This window comes from Herbidospora cretacea (assembly GCF_001570605.1).
Classification (GTDB): domain Bacteria; phylum Actinomycetota; class Actinomycetes; order Streptosporangiales; family Streptosporangiaceae; genus Herbidospora; species Herbidospora cretacea.
On the sequence record NZ_BBXG01000023.1, the window covers coordinates 19,244 to 35,681 of the forward strand.

Sequence of the window (16,438 nt, forward strand, 5' to 3'; positions counted from 1 at the left end):
CACACGATAGTGGCATAGCGTCGGATCTATGACCGAAGCCATGCCTTTCTGGATCGCCGGCCGTCCCGCGACGGGGGAGGCCGAGCTGACCGTCACCAACTCCCACGACGGCCGGACCGTCGGCGTCACCTCCGTGCCGGCCCCCGATCAGGTCGAGGAGGCCGTGGCCGCCGCCCACGCCGTGGCGCGTGAGGCCGCCGCGCTGCCGATCCACGTGCGCGCCGAGGCGCTGGCCCACGTGTCCCGACGGCTCGCCGAGCGGGCCGACGAGATCGCCGCCCTGATCAGCGGTGAGAACGGCAAGCCGATGTTCTGGGCCAGGGGAGAGGTGAGCCGGGCCGTCTCCACCTTCCGGTTCGCCGCCGAGGAGACCCGCCGGTTCAGCGGCGAGGTGGTGCGGCTCGACACCGAGGCCGCCGCCACCGGCCGGATGGCCTACGTCTCCCGGGTGCCGCGGGGGCCGATCCTGGCGATCTCGCCGTTCAACTTCCCCCTCAACCTGGTCGCCCACAAGGTCGCCCCGGCCATCGCGGTCGGCGCGCCGGTGATCGTCAAGCCCGCCCCCAAGACGCCGCTGTCGGCGCTGGTGCTGGGCGAGATCCTGGCCGAGACCGACCTGCCCGAGGGCATGTTCTCGATCCTGCCGGTGCCCAACGAGCGGGCGTCCGCGCTGGTCGACGACCCGCGCCTGCCGGTGGTGTCCTTCACCGGTTCCAGCCCCGTCGGGTACGCGATCATGGACCAGGTCCCCCGCAAGCACGTCACCCTGGAGCTCGGCGGCAACGCCGCGGCCCTGGTCCTGGCCGACGCCGACCTCGACTGGGCCGCCACCCGGATCGCGCTGTTCTCCAACTACCAGGCCGGGCAGAGCTGCATCGCCGTCCAGCGGGTCATCGTCGACGAGAGCGTCGCCGACGCCTTCGAGAGCAAGCTGGTCGCGGCCGTGGGCACCCTGGTCACCGGCGACCCCGCCGACGAGAAGACCCAGGTCGGGCCGCTGGTCTCGGTCGAGGCGGCCGAGCGGGTGGAGGCCTGGGTGACCGAGGCGGTCGCCTCCGGCGCCAGGGTTCTGGCGGGCGGCACCCGCGACGGCGCCACCTACGCCCCGACCGTGCTGACCGACGTGCGCAAGGACGCCAAGGTCGTCCGCGAGGAGGTCTTCGGGCCGGTCCTGGTGATCTCCCGGGTCTCCGGCCCCGACGAGGCGTTCGCCGAGGCCAACGACTCGGCCTACGGCCTCCAGGCCGGCGTCTTCACCCGCAGCCTCGACCTGGCCTTCAGGGCCAACCGCGAGCTGGAGGTGGGCGGCGTGATCATCGGCGACGTGCCGTCATACCGGGCCGACCAGATGCCCTACGGCGGCGTGAAGGACTCCGGCGTCGGCCGTGAAGGGCTGCGTTCTGCCATGGACGATTACACCTACGAGAAAGTCATGGTCCTTACAGGCTTGACGATCTGACGAATTTTGGGTGACAAAAACGGGCATAGGGGATTGGGTCTTCCGTTTCAGGTAAAGGCTTCGGCTATGAAGGCGGATGATGTCGTGGACCTCCTGGGCCGCACCCCAGGGCTGTGGGTCAATGACGAAGACGGCGACGACGACCCCGTGCTGCTGCGCTCCGACGGCAGCCCGGTCGACACCTGGCGTGAGCACTACCCCTACGACCAACGTCTCGAGCGGCCCAGCTACGAGCGGGACAAGCGCCTGCTCCAGATCGAACTGCTCAAGCTGCAATATTGGCTGAAGGACACCGGTGGCCGCCTGGTCATCCTGTTCGAGGGCCGCGACGCCGCCGGGAAGGGCGGCACGATCAAGCGCTTCATGGAGCACCTCAACCCCCGCGGCGCCACCGTGGTCGCGCTGGAGAAGCCCAGCGAGCGCGAACGCACCTCGTGGTACTTCCAGCGCTACATCAGCCACATGCCCGCCGCCGGGGAGATCGTCCTGTTCGACCGGTCGTGGTACAACCGGGCCGGCGTCGAACGGGTGATGGGCTTCTGCACCGACGAGCAGTACGAGGAGTTCATGGTCCAGGCCCCGATGGTCGAGCAGCTGCTCGTCCGCGACGGGATCAAGCTGGTGAAACTCTGGTTCTCGGTGTCCCGCGCCGAGCAGCGCACCCGGTTCGTCATCCGGCAGGTCGACCCGGTGCGCCAGTGGAAGCTCTCCCCGATGGACATCGCCTCCCTGGACAAGTGGGACGAGTACACCCAGGCCAAGGAGCGCATGTTCGTCAGCACCGACACCGACGACGCCCCCTGGACGGTCATCAAGTCCAACGACAAGAAGCGCGGCCGCGTCGAGGCGATGCGTCACGTGCTGAGCCTGTTCGACTACGACGACAAGGACAAGACCATCGTCGGCACCCCCGACCCCCTGATCGTCCGCAAGGCGGCCGACATCGTCGACGAGGACATGTCCGAAGAGGGCGACGAGTTCAGGTACTAGGCCTTCTCCGCCATGTCGAACACCTGCTTGGCGGCGCTGCCGAAGTAGGGGCCGTACATCATCGTGTTGTCGTCGCTGTACTTGAAGCTGCTGACCGACGTCACCGTGCCACGCCCCGTGGCCGGGTCGAAGCCGGACAGCCACGGCCCCCCGCTCGCCCCCGCCGTCAGATCACACCGGAGCCCCTGGTCGTGGGTCTGGCTGTGGGGGTCGGGCCTGGCCGCGCCCGCGCAGTACATGAGCCGCTCGCCGTCGTAGGGCGGGTCGGCCGGGTAGCCGAAGCCGTGGGTCTGCTGGCCCCGCTTCACCCCGAAACCGATCTCCAGCGCGCCCGCCACGTCGTTGACGTGGCGGCCCAGCTGGGCGTTGAGGGCGACCATGCCCACGTCGTAGCTGTCGTCGGCGGCCCTGGACCAGGGCCCGGCGACGAACATGCGGCGGGCCGAGAACGTGCCCAGCGGGCGGGCGCCCTCGTCGTAGGCGGGCACGAACACCCAGTTGCGGGCCCACGCGCCGGTGCCGTCCTTGACGCAGTGCCCGGCGGTGACCACCACGTCGCGGTTGGCCGACCGGACCGACCCGGCCGAGCAGACGAAGTCGACGCCGTCCATGGTCAGGAAGACCCGGCCGGCGGCCCGCCCCACCAGGCCGCCGGACTGCCACCGCGCCGAGGACGTCGGCGCGGCCTGACGGGCCCGCGCCGGCGCCGCCTGCCTGCGCCTCTGCGGGCCCTGCCGCTCCTCCGGCCCGATGCCGGAGGTGAGCTTCCGCACCACTTCCAGGAGCCCTATGGGCAGGGCCTTCGCCATCCGCTCCTGGGTCCAGTAGTTCTCCGGGACGGCCGCCGCCCTGTGGTGAGCGACATCGTGGTGGACGACATCGGGCGGCGGCGCGGCGGCCGGGGTGAGCGAGGCGAGGGCGAGCGTCAGAGCGGCCAGGACGGGGGTCATGGCCCCAGATTCTGGACCACGCAGAGTGTGCAGATGACTACTTTTGGTAAATCAGGTGAGCGAGGTCCGCTGGGCGGCGTTGTAGAGCGCCTGCGCCTCGCCGCCGAAGTAGGGACCGAACATCCAGAAGCTGGCGAAGTTGTACTTGAAGCTGTTCACCGAGTTCAGCAGGCCCGCGCCGGTCTTCTCGTTGAAGCTGGAGAACCAGGGGCCACCCGAGGAGCCGCCGGTCATGTCGCAGTCGAGGCCGAGGTCGTCGGACAGCAGGAAGTCGTCGAAGACCCGCCCGCTGCAGTAAGTGAGCTTCGAGCCGTTGTACGGCGCCGCCGCCGGGAAGCCGAAGGCGTACATCTGGCGGCCGCGCGGCTGGTTGAAGGCGATGCCCTGGCCGCCGACCACGTCGGTCAGGTACTCCCCGTCGAGCGGGGCCACCACGGCCGCCGCGACGTCGTGGTTCATGTCCTCGCTGCGGCTCCACTGCGGCGTGGTGAGCAGGGTGGTGGCCACCCAGGTGCCATAGGGACGCTTGCCGTTGTCGTAGCCGGGCACGAAGGCCCAGTTCTTGTGGAACGCTCCACCCAGGCGCACACAGTGACCCGCGGTGATGACCACGCTCTTGTTGGCGCTCGTCACGGCGTTGCCCGAGCACGAGGCGTTCTTCCCGGCGCTCGCCCCCGACGCGACGGTGAAGAAGACCCGGCCCGAGGTCTTCACGACGGCGCCGCCGCCGTTCCAGGGGGCTCCGTCGGACTTGGGCGAGGCGGCGTCGGCGTCCCCGGCGGCCGCGTCGGCCGTGAGGGTGGGCTTGACGGAGGCGGGCTTGGCGTCGGGCAGGTCGAGGAAGGCCGCCGCGCCGCTGGCGAACCGCTGCGCGCTGGCCGCCGGGGCGTCGAGCGGCTTGGCCGCCTCCATCCGGGCCTCGGTCCAGAAGTTCTCCACGGCGCGCTGCTCGCTCTTGCTGTCGGCGGCCGCCACGACGACGGGCTTGGGCTCCGCGCCCTGGGCGGCCGAGGCCGGCAGCAGCGCGGCCACGACCGGGACGGTGACTAAGGGAGCCAATCGGATCAGGCGGCGGGGCGCCGAGCCTTGCATGCGTACCTCCGTTGACGGATGTCCTGACGGGCGAAATTAGCGACCCCGGTGTCCCTCTTTCTCCTTTATGTACATACGGATATAGCTGGATTTGGGCATAGATAACGTGGAATCACCCTGGGCTCAGGCGTACCGGGACGTGGCGCACAATGGTGCGGTGAACCGACCGGACATCTCCCCTCGCTCGATCATGGTGCTCGGCTCCACCGGATCCGTCGGCACCCAGGCTCTCGACGTCATCGCCCGCAACGGTTTCCGCGTCGCCGGGCTGGCCGCCGGCGGGGGCCGTCCCGACCTGCTGGCCCGGCAGGCCGCCGAGTTCGGCGTCCCCGTGGTCGCGGTGGCCGACCCGGCCGCGCTGCCCGCCCTCCGCGAGGCGCTCTCGGCGCTCGGTCTCGCGCCCGAGGTCCTGGTCGGTCCCGAAGGGGTGGCCGAGCTGGCCTCCCGGCCGTGCGACATCGTGCTCAACGGGATCACCGGGGCCCTCGGGCTGACCTCGACCCTGGAGACGCTGAAGGCCGGGACCACCCTGGCGCTGGCCAACAAGGAGTCGCTGATCATCGGCGGCCCGCTGGTCAAGCGGCTGGCCGCGCCCGGGCAGATCCTGCCGGTCGACTCCGAGCACTCGGCGCTGGCGCAGTGCCTGTGGGCGTCCGGTCCCGCCGGTCACCGGCCCGAGGCCGTGCGCAAGCTGGTCGTCACGGCCAGCGGCGGGCCGTTCCGGGGGCGGCGGCGGGCCGACCTGGCCGACGTGACGCCCGAGATGGCGCTCAACCATCCGACCTGGAACATGGGGCCGGTCATCACGATCAACTCGGCGACCCTGGTGAACAAGGGCCTGGAGGTCATCGAGGCCCACCTGCTGTTCGACATCGGGTTCGACCGGATCGAGGTGGTCGTCCATCCGCAGTCGATCATCCACTCGATGGTCGAGTTCGTCGACGGGTCGACGGTCGCGCAGGCCAGCCCGCCCGACATGCGGCTGCCGATCGCGCTGGCCCTGAGCCACCCCGGCCGCTTCCCGCATGTGTCCTCGCCGGTCGACTGGACCCGGGCCCACACGTGGACGTTCGAGCCGCTCGACGTGGAGGCGTTCCCGTCGGTGCCGTTGGCCCGTCACGTGGGCGAGCAGGGCGGCACCGCCCCCGCGGTCTACAACGCGGCCAACGAGGTCTGCGTCGAGGCCTTCCAGAAGGGGACGCTCCCGTTCCTCGCCATCGTCGACACGGTGGCCGCCGTCGTGGCCGAACACGAGGTCGGCCGGGCCGAGTCGATCGAGGAGGTCCTGGCGGCCGACGCCTGGGCCCGCGTCAGGGCGGCTGAGCTGACGGCTTAGACGTCGCGGCGCCCGGCCCGCGCGGCCGGTCGGCGCCGGGGGCGGGCCTTCGCCGGTGGCGGTGGTCGAGGTCCGGGCAGGCGGAGCCGTAACGGAGAAAGCAGGGAGAAGGCCCGGGGCGGTCAGATCCCCGGGCCTTCTCAGATCACATCAGGTCACGCTGCGGTGCAGGTGAGGGTCGGGATCGGGTTGGTGCCCGACTGGGAGGCGAGGAAGCCGAATGTGGCTGTGGCGTTCGCCGCCAGGTTGCGGTTGTAGGCCTCAGGCACGGCCGTCACCTGGCCGCCCGAAGAGGTCTGGGTCGCGCCCCACATCTGGCTGATGGTCTGGCCGTTGGCGAAGGTCCACCTGACCGTCCATCCCTGGATGGCGGAGTTGCCGGCCTTGACCGTCACCGAACCGTTGAAGGCCCCCGGCCAGAAGCTGGCGATCGAGTACGTCGCCGTGCAGCCGCCGTTGCCGCCGCTGGGCGACGGGGAGGGGGTCGGCGACGGGGACGGGGTCGGCGACGGGGACGGGGTGGGCGACGGGCTCGGCGTCGGGTTGGGCGACGGGCTGGGGTTGCCGCCGATGCCGGTCACCTGGCCGTTGCCGCCGTCGAAGACGACGTCGGAGCAGCCGTAGAACGTCTCGTTGCTGTCGGAGCGCTGCCACACCGAGTAGATGATGTGACGGCCGCTCTTGCCCGACGGCAGGTTGGCGTTCCAGTAGTAGTAGGCGTTCTCGTTGCCCGGGTTGCCGACGCTCGGCGGGTTGGTCGACGAGTCGAACGGGGCCGACTCCAGGTCGCTCCACGCCAGCGGGCGGGTCGGGCTCCAGGAGTCCTTGGTGATGTAGAGACGGAACGTGCCCGGGTGGGCGGCCCACTTGTTGTACCGCATCTGGATGCTCGCACCCGAGGTCAGGTGCGTCACCGGCCAGTCGTTGCGGGCCAGGTCGAAGCCGCTGAAGTTGTAGACGACCGCCGCGCCGGAGCACAGGGAGCCGTCAGGGATGAAGCCGGACATCCGGCCCGCGCCGTCCGAGCGCAGCGTCGCGAACCAGTTGTAGAGGGAGTTGGTCCCGCTCTGGGCGACCGCCGCCGCGCAGGCGGGGTTCTTGGGCTGGATGGCGCCGCTTCCGTTCAGGCCGTCCTTCCAGCACAGGTAGGTGCGACTGCCCGGCACCATCAGCGCGCCATGGGCCTGGGCGGGGCTGGAGACCAGCACGGTCACCGCCGTGGCCGCCAGTGCCACGACTGCGGTGGCGATGGCGGTGAGTCTGAATCTGATCGTTCTCTTACGTGGTCCGACCACGGATGTCCCTTTCACCTGGCCATGGCTGCCGGGGCCGGAGGCCTTCCGGCCGCTGCCAGCCTTTTATGAAGCGGCCAAACGCCGCATTGCCGCGGGAGCGCTCACGCGATTCGGAATGTAAACCGGGGATTTCCGGGTGCCCAGGTCACGGCGGCCGGATGCGGCTTTTGCCCAGGTGGGGGATGAATCATTCATCGGAAGCTGGGGCTGCGGGTGACCGCGCGGGTTTGGGTGATCCGCCGCCTGCCTAGACTGAGGGACGTCAGGGACGACCCTTAGCGCAAGGTGCTGAAATGTCTGTTGATCTCGGGATTCCCTCCCTACCGGTCAAGCCGATCTCCCCCCGGCGCCGCTCGCGTCAGATCATGGTGGGCTCGGTTCCGGTCGGCGGTGACGCCCCGATCTCCGTGCAGTCCATGACCACCACGCTGACCTCCGACGTCAACGCCACGCTCCAGCAGATCGCCGAGCTGACCGCCTCGGGGTGCCAGATCGTCCGGGTCGCCGTCCCGTCGCAGGACGACGCCGACGCCCTCCCCGCGATCGCCCGGAAGTCCCAGATCCCGGTCATCGCCGACATCCACTTCCAGCCGAAGTACGTCTTCGCCGCCATCGAGGCGGGCTGCGCGGCGGTCCGGGTCAACCCCGGCAACATCAAGAAGTTCGACGATAAGGTCGGCGAGATCGCCCGCGCCGCCAAGGACGCCGGCGTGCCGATCCGCATCGGCGTCAACGCCGGCTCCCTCGACCCCCGGCTCCTGGCGAAATACGGCAAGGCCACCCCCGAGGCGCTCGTCGAGTCGGCGCTGTGGGAGTGCTCCCTGTTCGAGGAGCACGACTTCCGCGACATCAAGATCTCGGTCAAGCACAACGACCCGGTCGTCATGATCAAGGCCTACCGGCTGCTGGCCGAGAAGTGCGACTACCCCCTCCACCTGGGCGTGACCGAGGCCGGGCCGGCCTTCCAGGGCACGATCAAGTCGGCGGTCGCGTTCGGCGCGCTGCTGGCCGAGGGCATCGGCGACACCATCCGGGTGTCGCTGTCGGCGCCGCCGGTCGAAGAGGTCAAGGTCGGCAACCAGATCCTCGAGTCGCTCAACCTCAAGCAGCGCGGCCTGGAGATCGTCTCCTGCCCGTCGTGCGGCCGGGCCCAGGTCGACGTCTACACCCTCGCCGACCAGGTCACCGCCGGGCTCGACGGGCTCAAGGTGCCGCTGCGGGTGGCCGTCATGGGCTGCGTCGTCAACGGCCCCGGCGAGGCCCGCGAGGCCGACCTCGGCGTCGCCTCCGGCAACGGCAAGGGCCAGATCTTCGTCAAGGGCGAGGTCGTCAAGACCGTGCCCGAGTCGCAGATCGTCGAGACCCTGATCGAAGAGGCGCTGCGCCTGGCCGAGGAGATGGGCGTCGACGTCGACCTCGACGACGACGACGCTCCTGGGCCGCAGGTCATCGTCCGCTAATGATTCGGTAATCCGCCACGGCGACTCGCTGTAATCGCCCCGTCACTTAGGGGAAGCTGGCCTCTGTCTTGTGAGCAGAGGAGAGAGCGCGTGAAGCGAGTCGTCGGGGTGGTCTCGGGTGTCACGATCCTGTCCACCGGGTTGGTGACAGCACTGATGGCGGAGCCCGAGAAGGCCGATGCCGCGCCGGCGCTGCCCCCGCAGCGGATCGTCTGGGGGCCGTGCGCCGCCACCGGCCCCAAGCTCGCCCCTCCGGCCACGCTGGCCGAGATCCTGAAGGAACTCACCGGGAACGGCGTCGGGCAGAGCATGCCGGTCCGGCGGGCCGGGACCCCCGAGTGCGCCAGCGTCCGGGTGCCGCTCGACCCGGCCCAGCCCGGCGGGCAGCAGATCACCATCGCGATGAACCGCATCAAGGGCACCGCGCCGCGCGACGGCAACCACCTGGGGCCCCTGCTGGTCAACCCCGGCGGTCCCGGGGCCTCCGGGCTGGCGCTGGCCCGCCACGTCGCGGCCTCGCTGCCGCCCGAGGTGGCCGCCCGCTACGACGTGATCGGCTTCGACCCGCGCGGCGTCGGCGCCAGCAGGCCCGCGCTGACCTGCGTCGACCCCAAGCGCTACTACGCGCCGCCGCGCCCCGACAACGTGCCGGCCGACGAGGCCGCCGAGCGGGTGCTGCTGACCCGGGCCGAGACCTACGCCGCCGGGTGCGGCAACAAGTTCGCCTGGCTGCTGCCGTACATGACCACCGAGAACGCGGCCCGCGACGTCGACGCGATCCGCCGCGCCATCGGCGAGGAGAAGATCAGCTGGCTCGGCTACTCCTACGGCACCTACCTCGGCGCGGTGTACGCCACCCTGTTCCCCGACCGGGTGCGCCGGATGGTGCTCGACAGCGTGGTCGACCCCACCAAGGTCTGGTACGCCGCCAACCTCGACCAGAACGTCGCCTTCGACGAGCGCCACCGCGACTTCCTGGAGTGGGTCTCCGACAACAACGACATCTTCCGCCTGGGCAACACCGAGGAAGAGGTCTCCTTCGCCTGGTACGGCATGCGCAAGCGCCTGGCCGAGCGCCCGGCCGGCGGCGTGGTCGGCCCCAGCGAGCTCGACGACACCTTCACCGTCGGCGGCTACAGCGACGCCGTCTGGGCCACCTTCGCCCGCGCCTTCTCCGACTACGTCCGCAAGGGCGACGTCACCGCCCTGGTGAACGCCTACCGCCAGCACGGCGAGACCGACGCCGCCGACGAGAACAACTACGCCGTCTACCTGGCCACCCAGTGCCGGGACGCCGCCTGGCCGCGCGACTGGAGCACCTGGCGGGCCGACGCCCGCCGCATCTACGCCCGGTCGCCGTTCATGACCTGGAGCAACACCGTCTACAACCTGCCCTGCGCCTTCTGGCCGAACGCCGGGGGCACGCCGGTGAACGTCCGGGGGGCCAAGAGCTTCACCCCGGTCCTGATCCTCCAGTCGCGCCGCGACGCCGCCACGCCGCTGCGCGGGGCGCTGACCGTGCGCGACCGGTTCCCCTCGGCCCGGATGATGCTGGTCGGGGGCGGCAACCACGGGGTCAGCTTCGGCGGCAACCCCTGCGTCGACCGGCAGGTCGCGGCCTACCTGAAGGACGGCGTGCTGCCCGGGCGGCGGCGCATGGGCGGCGAGGGCGACCTCACCTGCCCCTCCTCCGACGCCCGCACGGCGACCCGGATGGCCTCCACCGGCGGAGGTAACGATCACGCGCGGTTGACCGAAGTGCTCCTCGGTCGCTGACCAATCGGGGGGTCTGGCGTAGGCTGGGCGGGTGATGCTGCGTACGTCGGCGTCGCGCGTGCTGGACGACAACGATCGTGACGAGGTGCTCCGGATCCTCGACGCCGATCCGGTCGCCAACGTCTTCGTCGCCTCCCGGGTCAGGTCGGTCGGCCTGAGTCCCTCCCGGCTGGGCGGCCAGATGTGGGGGTTCGGCCCGCGCGGCGGGCTGACCTCCCTCTGCTACGCCGGTGCCAATCTCGTGCCGGTCAACGCCTCTCGCGAGGCCGTCCACGCCTTCGCCGACCGGGCCCGCAAGCAGGGCCGCCGCTGTTCCTCGATCGTCGGGCCGTCCGTGGCGGTGGAGCACCTCTGGGAAAGACTGGAGCCCCACTGGGGCCCGGCGCGGGCGATCCGCTGGGCCCAGCCGGTCATGTCGATCAGCGCGGCGCCCCTGGTGGAGCCCGATCCGCTGGTCCGGCGGGTGCGGCCCGAGGAGTTCGGCACCGTCCTGCCCGCGTGCGTGGCGATGTTCACCGAGGAGGTCGGCGTCTCGCCCGACAACGGCGACGGCGGCGCGCTCTACCGGTCACGGGTCGCCGAGCTGATCCGCATCGGCCGCTCCTACGCCCGCGTCGACGAGGGCCGCGTGGTGTTCAAGGCCGAGATCGGGGCGGTCACCCCGCAGGCCTGCCAGATCCAGGGCGTCTGGGTCGACCCGCTCTACCGGGGGCGCGGCCACGCGTCGTCGGGCATGGCGACGGTGGTCGAGCAGGCGCTCAAGTTCTTCGCCCCCGTGGTGACCCTCTACGTGAACGACTACAACCTCCCGGCCCGCGCGGCCTACCGCCGCGTGGGCTTCCGCGAGGTCGACACCTTCACCTCGGTGCTCTTCTAGATTCTGACGAGCCGGTCGAGCAGCCGGATCAAGGATTCCTCCGGATCCTCCGTGAGACCCGCGTGGACCGGGCCGGTGCGCACGATGGTCGAGCGTGGCGCGGTCAGCCAGCGGAACCTGCTGCCCAGCGGCTCTTGGTGGAGGGGGCCGTCTTCGGCCGAACAGCTCAGCTCATAGGCCGTCAGCGAGTGCAGCACCCCGGGCAGGTTCGCCGACGGGCACAGGGTCTGGAGGCGGGCGGCGTCGAGATCGGTGCGGGCGCAGAGGTAGTCCCTCGGCTGGCAGTAGACGATCACGCCGGCGTTGATCAGTTCGCCGCGCTCGATGTCCGGGACGACCTGGATCAGCGCGTACTCGTAGACGTCGCGGGTCATGAGCGCCAGAATCCGCCGATCGTGTTGGTCCGCACGGGAGTCTTGGGTGCCGCGGTCAGGTCGGGATACCAGGCCGTCGAGGCGGCTCTCGTCAGCAGGTGGTCGACGTAGGCGTCGCGGGAGTCCTCGCCCAGCCACTCGCCGGGGACCTGGGCCACGGCATGGCGCAGCAGATCGCCGGTCACCTCCGACGGCACCAGCTCGGTCGCGAAGCGGGTCATGATGTGGTCGCTCGCGTCGAAGGGCCGCAGCGGGTCGGCTCTGGGCCAGTTGTGGTGGAACCAGAGGGCAGCGCCGTGGTCGATCAGCCAGATGGCGTCGTGCCAGACCAGCAGGTTGGGGTTGCGCCACGAGCGGTCGACGTTGTGGATCAGGCCGTCGAACCAGATCAGCCGCCCCGCGAACTCGGGGTCGGGGTTCCAGACCGGCGGGTCGAAGCCCAGCGCCCCGGGCAGGAAGTCGATGGCCAGGTTGTCGCCCGCGCTGGCGTTGAGGAGGTCCTGGATCTCCTCGTCGGGCTCGCGACGGCCGAGCTGGGGATCGAGGTCGATCACCTTCAGGTCGGGGGTGGCGAAGCCCAGGCCACGGGCGAGCTCGGCGCAGATCACCTCGGCGACCAGCACCCGGCGGCCCTGCCCGGCGCCCCGGAACTTGACGACGTGGGTGCCGAGGTCGTCGGCCTCCATCACACCGGGCAGCGAGCCGCCCTCGCGCAGCGGTGTGACGTAACGCGTCGCCGTGATCCGTTCCAGCACGCCGGACAGGGTAGCGGACGGGCGGCCGCAAGGGAGACGGGCGCCCAGGGGGTGGTCAGCCGGGTGTCACCGGTCCTGCGGCCGGTCGTGGGCGGGGATCCACCACATCCGGCCGTCGGACACCTCGTGGTAGACGTCGAGCAGGTCGCAGCCGGTGACCTTGCTGCGGGACTCGGCGGCGGCCCAGGCGTAGACGCCCCGGGCCATCGCGCCGCGTTCCTGCTGGACGCGGAGGGCGTACACCCTCGCTCTGATCTCGTGGATCTTGTGGTCGTCGGGCTCCGCCTGGACGGCGAGCTCGGCCAGCTGGCAGGCCAGCCGGAGATCGCCCTCCGCCGCGGCGACCACCGCGCGCCCCGCCACGGTCCCGGCGCCCGCCGCCAGGTCGGCGATGGCCCTGGCGAAGACGGCGTCCGGGGCGGGCTTGAGGCTCGCCGGGTTGCCGTCGTGCCAGCCGCCGTGCAGGCGCCAGATGTTGCGCACGATGAACTCGGGCTCGTCGTAGTAGGGCTGCAGGTAGGGGCGCTGCGACAACTCCAGCGGTGGCTTCACGGTGTGCAGGATCTCGTCGAGGCGCGCGCCCGCGTTCATCAGGTCGAGCGTCTGCTCGACCAGACTGTCGAGGTAGTCGGCCGTGTCGATCAGGGCCCGGCGCACCCGCAGCGCGCCGGTGATCGGCAGGCCGTGGCCGGGCAGCAGGATCTCCGCGTCGAGTGTGGCCATCGTCCGCAGCGCGACGGCCCACTCGTCGGGGTAGCGCTGCACCCGCTGCGGGTTCCCGGCGCTGGGGGTCACCCAGACGAACAGGTCGCCGGTCAGCAGGATGTTCCGTTCGGGGATGTGCGCCCACGTCGCGTCGTCGGTCTCGCCGCGCGCGTGGTGGAGCTCGAAGGTGACGTCGTCGAGCGTCAGCGTCAGCCGGTCCTGGTAGGTCAGGTCGGGCACCCGGTAGGTCGTCGGCCACTGGGTGTGGCCGAACCCGAACTGGCGCTGGTTGATGACCGCGTTGTAGCCGGCGGTCCGTGCGTATCGGGCGAACCGGTTCGCCACGCCCTCATGTGCGACGACGATGGGCCGCGTCCCCTGCTCGTCGTCGAAGCACTCCATTCCCCCCACATGGTCGAAGTGCCCATGAGAAAAGACGGCGTAGCGAACCGGTTCCTCCGACCAGGCCCGGATGGCCTGGTGCATGGCAGGGGCGTCGATGGCGTTGCCCGTGTCGAACAGCGCCAGCCCGGTCTCACCCTTGATCGCGTAGACGTTGCCGAACGCGGGCCACATGGCCACGCCCTCGGCGACCTCCTGCACGCCGTCGGCCCGGAGCTCGGCGAGGGGCACCTCGTGCGCCCGCACCGCTCCGCGCCAGACCTTGTCGGCGTACTCCAGGATCCCCATGGAGCAGATCCTGGCGTGCTGACTTCGTTTGTCGCAGTAGGGAGCTCCCTACAGCTCCCCGCGCTCCACGGCCAGGGCCACTTCGAGGCGCGAGCGCAGGCCGGTCTTGGCGTAGACGCGGCTCAGGTAGACCTCGACGGTCTTGCGGCTGTAGTGCAGCTCGTCGGCGATCTGCGGGTTGGAGCGGCCCTCGGCGACGAGTTCGATGACGCGGCGTTCGGCCTGGGTGAGGGTGGCGCTGGGCGCGGGCGCGATCCCGGCCTCGCGCATGTGCTGGAGCGTGCGGTCGCGCCACGGGACCGCGCCGAGCGCGGTGAACGCGGTGTGCGCTTTAGCGAGCTGCGCCGGGTCGGCGTACAGACCCAGCAGGAGGCGGGCGCGGGCCTCCTCGTAAGGGAGGCCGCGGGCCTTCTCCAGCGCCGCCTGCGCCCGGTCGGCGTCGCCGAAGGCCCAGGCCATGCCGAGGTCGGCGGCCATCTTCGTGCGCGGGGTGCCGTTGCGGGCGGCCTCGTCGAGCCGTTCGGCGGCGGGCCGGCCGCCGACCTCGTCGCCCGCGACGGCGTGCCAGAGGACCTCGACCGCCAGCGCCCGGTGGAGGACCTCGGGCACCTCGGTGGCCTTGGCCCGCTCGATCGAGCGCAGCGAGGCGGCCCGGTCGCCGGTGCCGAGGAAGAGCCGGGCGTTGTACATGTGGCGCAGGCCCTCCTGGGTCGCGCTCGCCGGGGGCGCGTCGGCCAGGATCGCCCGCGCCTCGTCGTAGCGGCCCTGGTCGAGCAGGATGTCGGCCTCGACGTTGCGCAGCAGCGCGTGGTTCTCCAGCAGGCCCGCCTCGGCCAGCGGCCCGGCCGAGGCGCGGATGTCGGCCAGCGCCTTCTCCCACTCGCCGTTCAGGCGGCGGACCACGGCGGTGGTGCGGGCGTTCTGCCCGGCGATGTCGTGCCAGCCGAGGCCGCGGTGGATCTGCTCGGCCTCCTCCAGCAGCTTCAGCGGCCGGGCCAGCTCGCCGCCGGTCGCCAGCACGTGGGCGGCCGACTCCAGCGCGGCCAGTCGCGCGCCCGGCGGCATCGCGGCGGCGAACGTCAGCAGGAACGACACCGCCCGTTCGGTCTGCGGCCAGTCGCCCTCGACCAGCGCCCACATGGCCAGCGCGCCGGCCGTGATGGCACGGTCTTCGGGCGGGCAGCTCGCCAGGCCCGCCCACGCGAGGCGCGCGGCGTCCTGCGGCGGGCGGCGCAGCTCGGCCAGCAGCAGCGCCCGCTGGGCCTGCATCGCGGTCGGGTCGTCGGCCCGGGGGAGCTGCCTGTCCAGGATGGCGAGTGCGACGTCGTACCAGCCCATGGCATGGGCGGCGCCGGCGGCGACATAGGAGGTCCGGGTGTGGCGGCGGCCCGGGGGCAGCAGCGCGAGCGCCCGCTGCGCGGAGTTCAGCGCCAGCGCCGGGCGCGAGCCCTTCCAGTAGGAGAGGGCCTGCAGCGCCAGCAGGCCGCCCTTGTCCTCGGTGATCTCGGCGGCCCGGCCGAACCAGTGGGCGGCCGACAGCGGGGCGGTCCAGCGGGTCACCTCGGCGGCCCTCAGCATCGCCGTGCGGGCCTCGTCGGGGGCGCCGCCCTCAGCCATGTGGGTGGCCCATTCGAGGACCCTGCGGGCGCCGCTGAGGCCCTGCCGCTGCAGCATGGCGGCGATGCGGGCGTGCAGGCGGCGGCGTTCCCCGGCGTTGAGGTCGGCGTGCAGCGCCTCGGCCACCAGAGGATGGGCGAAGGCGTAGCCGTCGCCGGTGTCGACCAGCACCTCGTCGCGCACCAGGGCGACCAGGGCCCGCTCGGCGGCGCGCTCGTCGAGCCCGGCGAGCTCGGCCACCGCCTCCAGGGTGCCCGGGGTGTCGATCGCGGTGGTGTCGCGGGTGCGGCCCAGTGTCGCCAGCACCCGCGCCAGGTCGCGGCCCGCCTTGTCGCGCTGGAAGATGCGGCTCAGGATCGCGCCCCGGCGCGCGCCCGGGTCGGGGGAGCGGACCGCCCCGCCCTGGACGAGCGAGAGCACCGCCTCCTGCACGAACCAGGGGTTGCCCTGGCTGTCGGCCAGCACCCGGTCGAGCATGCTGTCGCTGGGCGCCCGGTCGAGCAGCGACGCGATCAGGTCGCCGACCTCGGCGCGGGACAGCGGGTCGAGCGTCACCGCCATGTCGACGTCGAGCGCCGGGGGCCGCCGCCCGGTCATCACGATCGCCAGACCCGGGCAGCCGCGCGGCAGCGACTTGAGCAGCCGGATCGTGTCGGCGTCGGCGTGGTGCACGTCGTCGATGGCCAGCAGGGTGCGCCCCGGTAAGTCGGCGAGCAGCTGGGCGGCCAGCGCTCCCGGCGCGGCCACCGGGTGACCCGCCTGATGTCCCAGCGCGGCCCGGTCGATGGCGTCGTAGAGCTCCCAGAGGCGCTGCTGCGCCCTCGGCTCGCGGCCGAGCGACTCCAGGGCGTCGACCAGCGGCGCGTAGGCCAGACCCTCGTCGAGCTCGCGGGCCCGGCCCTTGAGCACGCGGAAACCCGCCGCCTGCGACGTCAGCTCACCCAGCAGGTGGGTCTTGCCGAGACCCGCGGCACCGGTGATCAGAATGGTGCGCGGCGTTTCCCGCAGAGCCGATTCCAGCTCACGCAGGAGCTGGACACGGCCGAGGCCCCTGTTGACGGG

General features: G+C 71.5%; 13 protein-coding genes. 6 read left to right on the forward strand and 7 right to left on the reverse strand.

What is annotated here, in order from left to right; translation table 11 throughout:
- Nucleotides 1-28: 28 nt before the first annotated feature.
- On the forward strand, nucleotides 29-1,459 hold the full coding sequence (locus AW270_RS32160) for an aldehyde dehydrogenase family protein (RefSeq protein ID WP_061299901.1): 1,431 nt from the start codon (nucleotides 29-31) through the stop codon (nucleotides 1,457-1,459).
- A 66-nt stretch (nucleotides 1,460-1,525) separates the two neighbouring features.
- Nucleotides 1,526-2,449, forward strand: a complete 924-nt coding sequence (ppk2, locus tag AW270_RS32165; RefSeq protein WP_061299902.1) for a polyphosphate kinase 2 — start codon at nucleotides 1,526-1,528, stop codon at nucleotides 2,447-2,449.
- On the opposite strand, the gene AW270_RS32170 is transcribed toward ppk2, so the two are convergent.
- Nucleotides 2,446-3,399: a trypsin-like serine peptidase gene (locus AW270_RS32170; protein ID WP_061299903.1), complete on the reverse strand. Its 954-nt coding sequence runs from the start codon at nucleotides 3,397-3,399 to the stop codon at nucleotides 2,446-2,448. The genes ppk2 and AW270_RS32170 overlap by 4 nt on opposite strands.
- A 51-nt stretch (nucleotides 3,400-3,450) precedes the next feature.
- The gene (locus tag AW270_RS32175) at nucleotides 3,451-4,458 is read right to left on the reverse strand and encodes a trypsin-like serine peptidase (RefSeq protein ID WP_245674965.1); all 1,008 of its coding nucleotides are present in this window, start codon (nucleotides 4,456-4,458) and stop codon (nucleotides 3,451-3,453) included.
- Between the two features lie 223 nt (nucleotides 4,459-4,681).
- On the opposite strand from AW270_RS32175, the gene dxr reads away from it, so the two are divergent.
- A complete protein-coding gene (gene dxr, locus AW270_RS32180; protein ID WP_061299905.1) occupies nucleotides 4,682-5,827 on the forward strand; it encodes a 1-deoxy-D-xylulose-5-phosphate reductoisomerase in 1,146 nt (381 codons plus the stop codon).
- Nucleotides 5,828-5,982: 155 nt separating this feature from the next.
- Here the strand turns inward: dxr and AW270_RS32185 are convergent, their stop codons facing one another.
- Nucleotides 5,983-7,122 carry a lytic polysaccharide monooxygenase auxiliary activity family 9 protein gene (locus AW270_RS32185; RefSeq protein ID WP_061299906.1) on the reverse strand — a complete coding sequence of 380 codons (1,140 nt, stop codon included), beginning with the start codon at nucleotides 7,120-7,122 and terminating at the stop codon, nucleotides 5,983-5,985.
- A gap of 293 nt (nucleotides 7,123-7,415) precedes the next feature.
- Between AW270_RS32185 and ispG the strand changes: the two genes are divergently transcribed.
- From ispG to AW270_RS32200, 3 genes are all read left to right on the forward strand, one after another.
- Nucleotides 7,416-8,582, forward strand: coding sequence for a flavodoxin-dependent (E)-4-hydroxy-3-methylbut-2-enyl-diphosphate synthase (gene ispG, locus AW270_RS32190; RefSeq protein WP_061299907.1), 1,167 nt, complete (start codon nucleotides 7,416-7,418; stop codon nucleotides 8,580-8,582).
- Between the two features lie 90 nt (nucleotides 8,583-8,672).
- Nucleotides 8,673-10,358, forward strand: a complete 1,686-nt coding sequence (locus AW270_RS32195) for an alpha/beta hydrolase (protein WP_061299908.1) — start codon at nucleotides 8,673-8,675, stop codon at nucleotides 10,356-10,358.
- A gap of 34 nt (nucleotides 10,359-10,392) precedes the next feature.
- Nucleotides 10,393-11,235, forward strand: a complete 843-nt coding sequence (locus AW270_RS32200) for a GNAT family N-acetyltransferase (RefSeq protein WP_061299909.1) — start codon at nucleotides 10,393-10,395, stop codon at nucleotides 11,233-11,235.
- On the opposite strand, the gene AW270_RS32205 is transcribed toward AW270_RS32200, so the two are convergent.
- The 4 genes from AW270_RS32205 to AW270_RS32220 form a co-directional block, all read right to left on the reverse strand.
- Nucleotides 11,232-11,609, reverse strand: coding sequence for a DUF3037 domain-containing protein (locus tag AW270_RS32205; protein WP_061299910.1), 378 nt, complete (start codon nucleotides 11,607-11,609; stop codon nucleotides 11,232-11,234). The genes AW270_RS32200 and AW270_RS32205 overlap by 4 nt on opposite strands.
- A complete protein-coding gene (locus tag AW270_RS32210) occupies nucleotides 11,606-12,364 on the reverse strand; it encodes a HipA family kinase (RefSeq protein ID WP_061299911.1) in 759 nt (252 codons plus the stop codon). Before AW270_RS32210 ends, AW270_RS32205 begins: the two co-directional genes overlap by 4 nt.
- 66 nt (nucleotides 12,365-12,430) lie before the next feature.
- Nucleotides 12,431-13,759 carry an alkyl sulfatase dimerization domain-containing protein gene (locus AW270_RS32215; protein ID WP_061299912.1) on the reverse strand — a complete coding sequence of 443 codons (1,329 nt, stop codon included), beginning with the start codon at nucleotides 13,757-13,759 and terminating at the stop codon, nucleotides 12,431-12,433.
- Between the two features lie 48 nt (nucleotides 13,760-13,807).
- A complete protein-coding gene (locus AW270_RS32220) occupies nucleotides 13,808-16,405 on the reverse strand; it encodes an AAA family ATPase (protein ID WP_275477791.1) in 2,598 nt (865 codons plus the stop codon).
- Nucleotides 16,406-16,438 lie beyond the last annotated feature (33 nt).

Bases quoted from the DNA above. Each gene is read 5' to 3' on its own strand.
- AW270_RS32170 (WP_061299903.1), bottom strand. From the start codon at position 3,399: ATGACCCCCGTCCTGGCCGCTCTGACGCTCGCCCTCGCCTCGCTCACC.
- dxr (WP_061299905.1), top strand. From the start codon at position 4,682: ATGGTGCTCGGCTCCACCGGATCCGTCGGCACCCAGGCTCTCGACGTC.
- AW270_RS32215 (WP_061299912.1), bottom strand. From the start codon at position 13,759: ATGGGGATCCTGGAGTACGCCGACAAGGTCTGGCGCGGAGCGGTGCGG.
- ppk2 (WP_061299902.1), top strand. From the start codon at position 1,526: ATGAAGGCGGATGATGTCGTGGACCTCCTGGGCCGCACCCCAGGGCTG.
- AW270_RS32160 (WP_061299901.1), top strand. From the start codon at position 29: ATGACCGAAGCCATGCCTTTCTGGATCGCCGGCCGTCCCGCGACGGGG.
- AW270_RS32205 (WP_061299910.1), bottom strand. From the start codon at position 11,609: ATGACCCGCGACGTCTACGAGTACGCGCTGATCCAGGTCGTCCCGGAC.
- AW270_RS32200 (WP_061299909.1), top strand. From the start codon at position 10,393: ATGCTGCGTACGTCGGCGTCGCGCGTGCTGGACGACAACGATCGTGAC.
- ispG (WP_061299907.1), top strand. From the start codon at position 7,416: ATGTCTGTTGATCTCGGGATTCCCTCCCTACCGGTCAAGCCGATCTCC.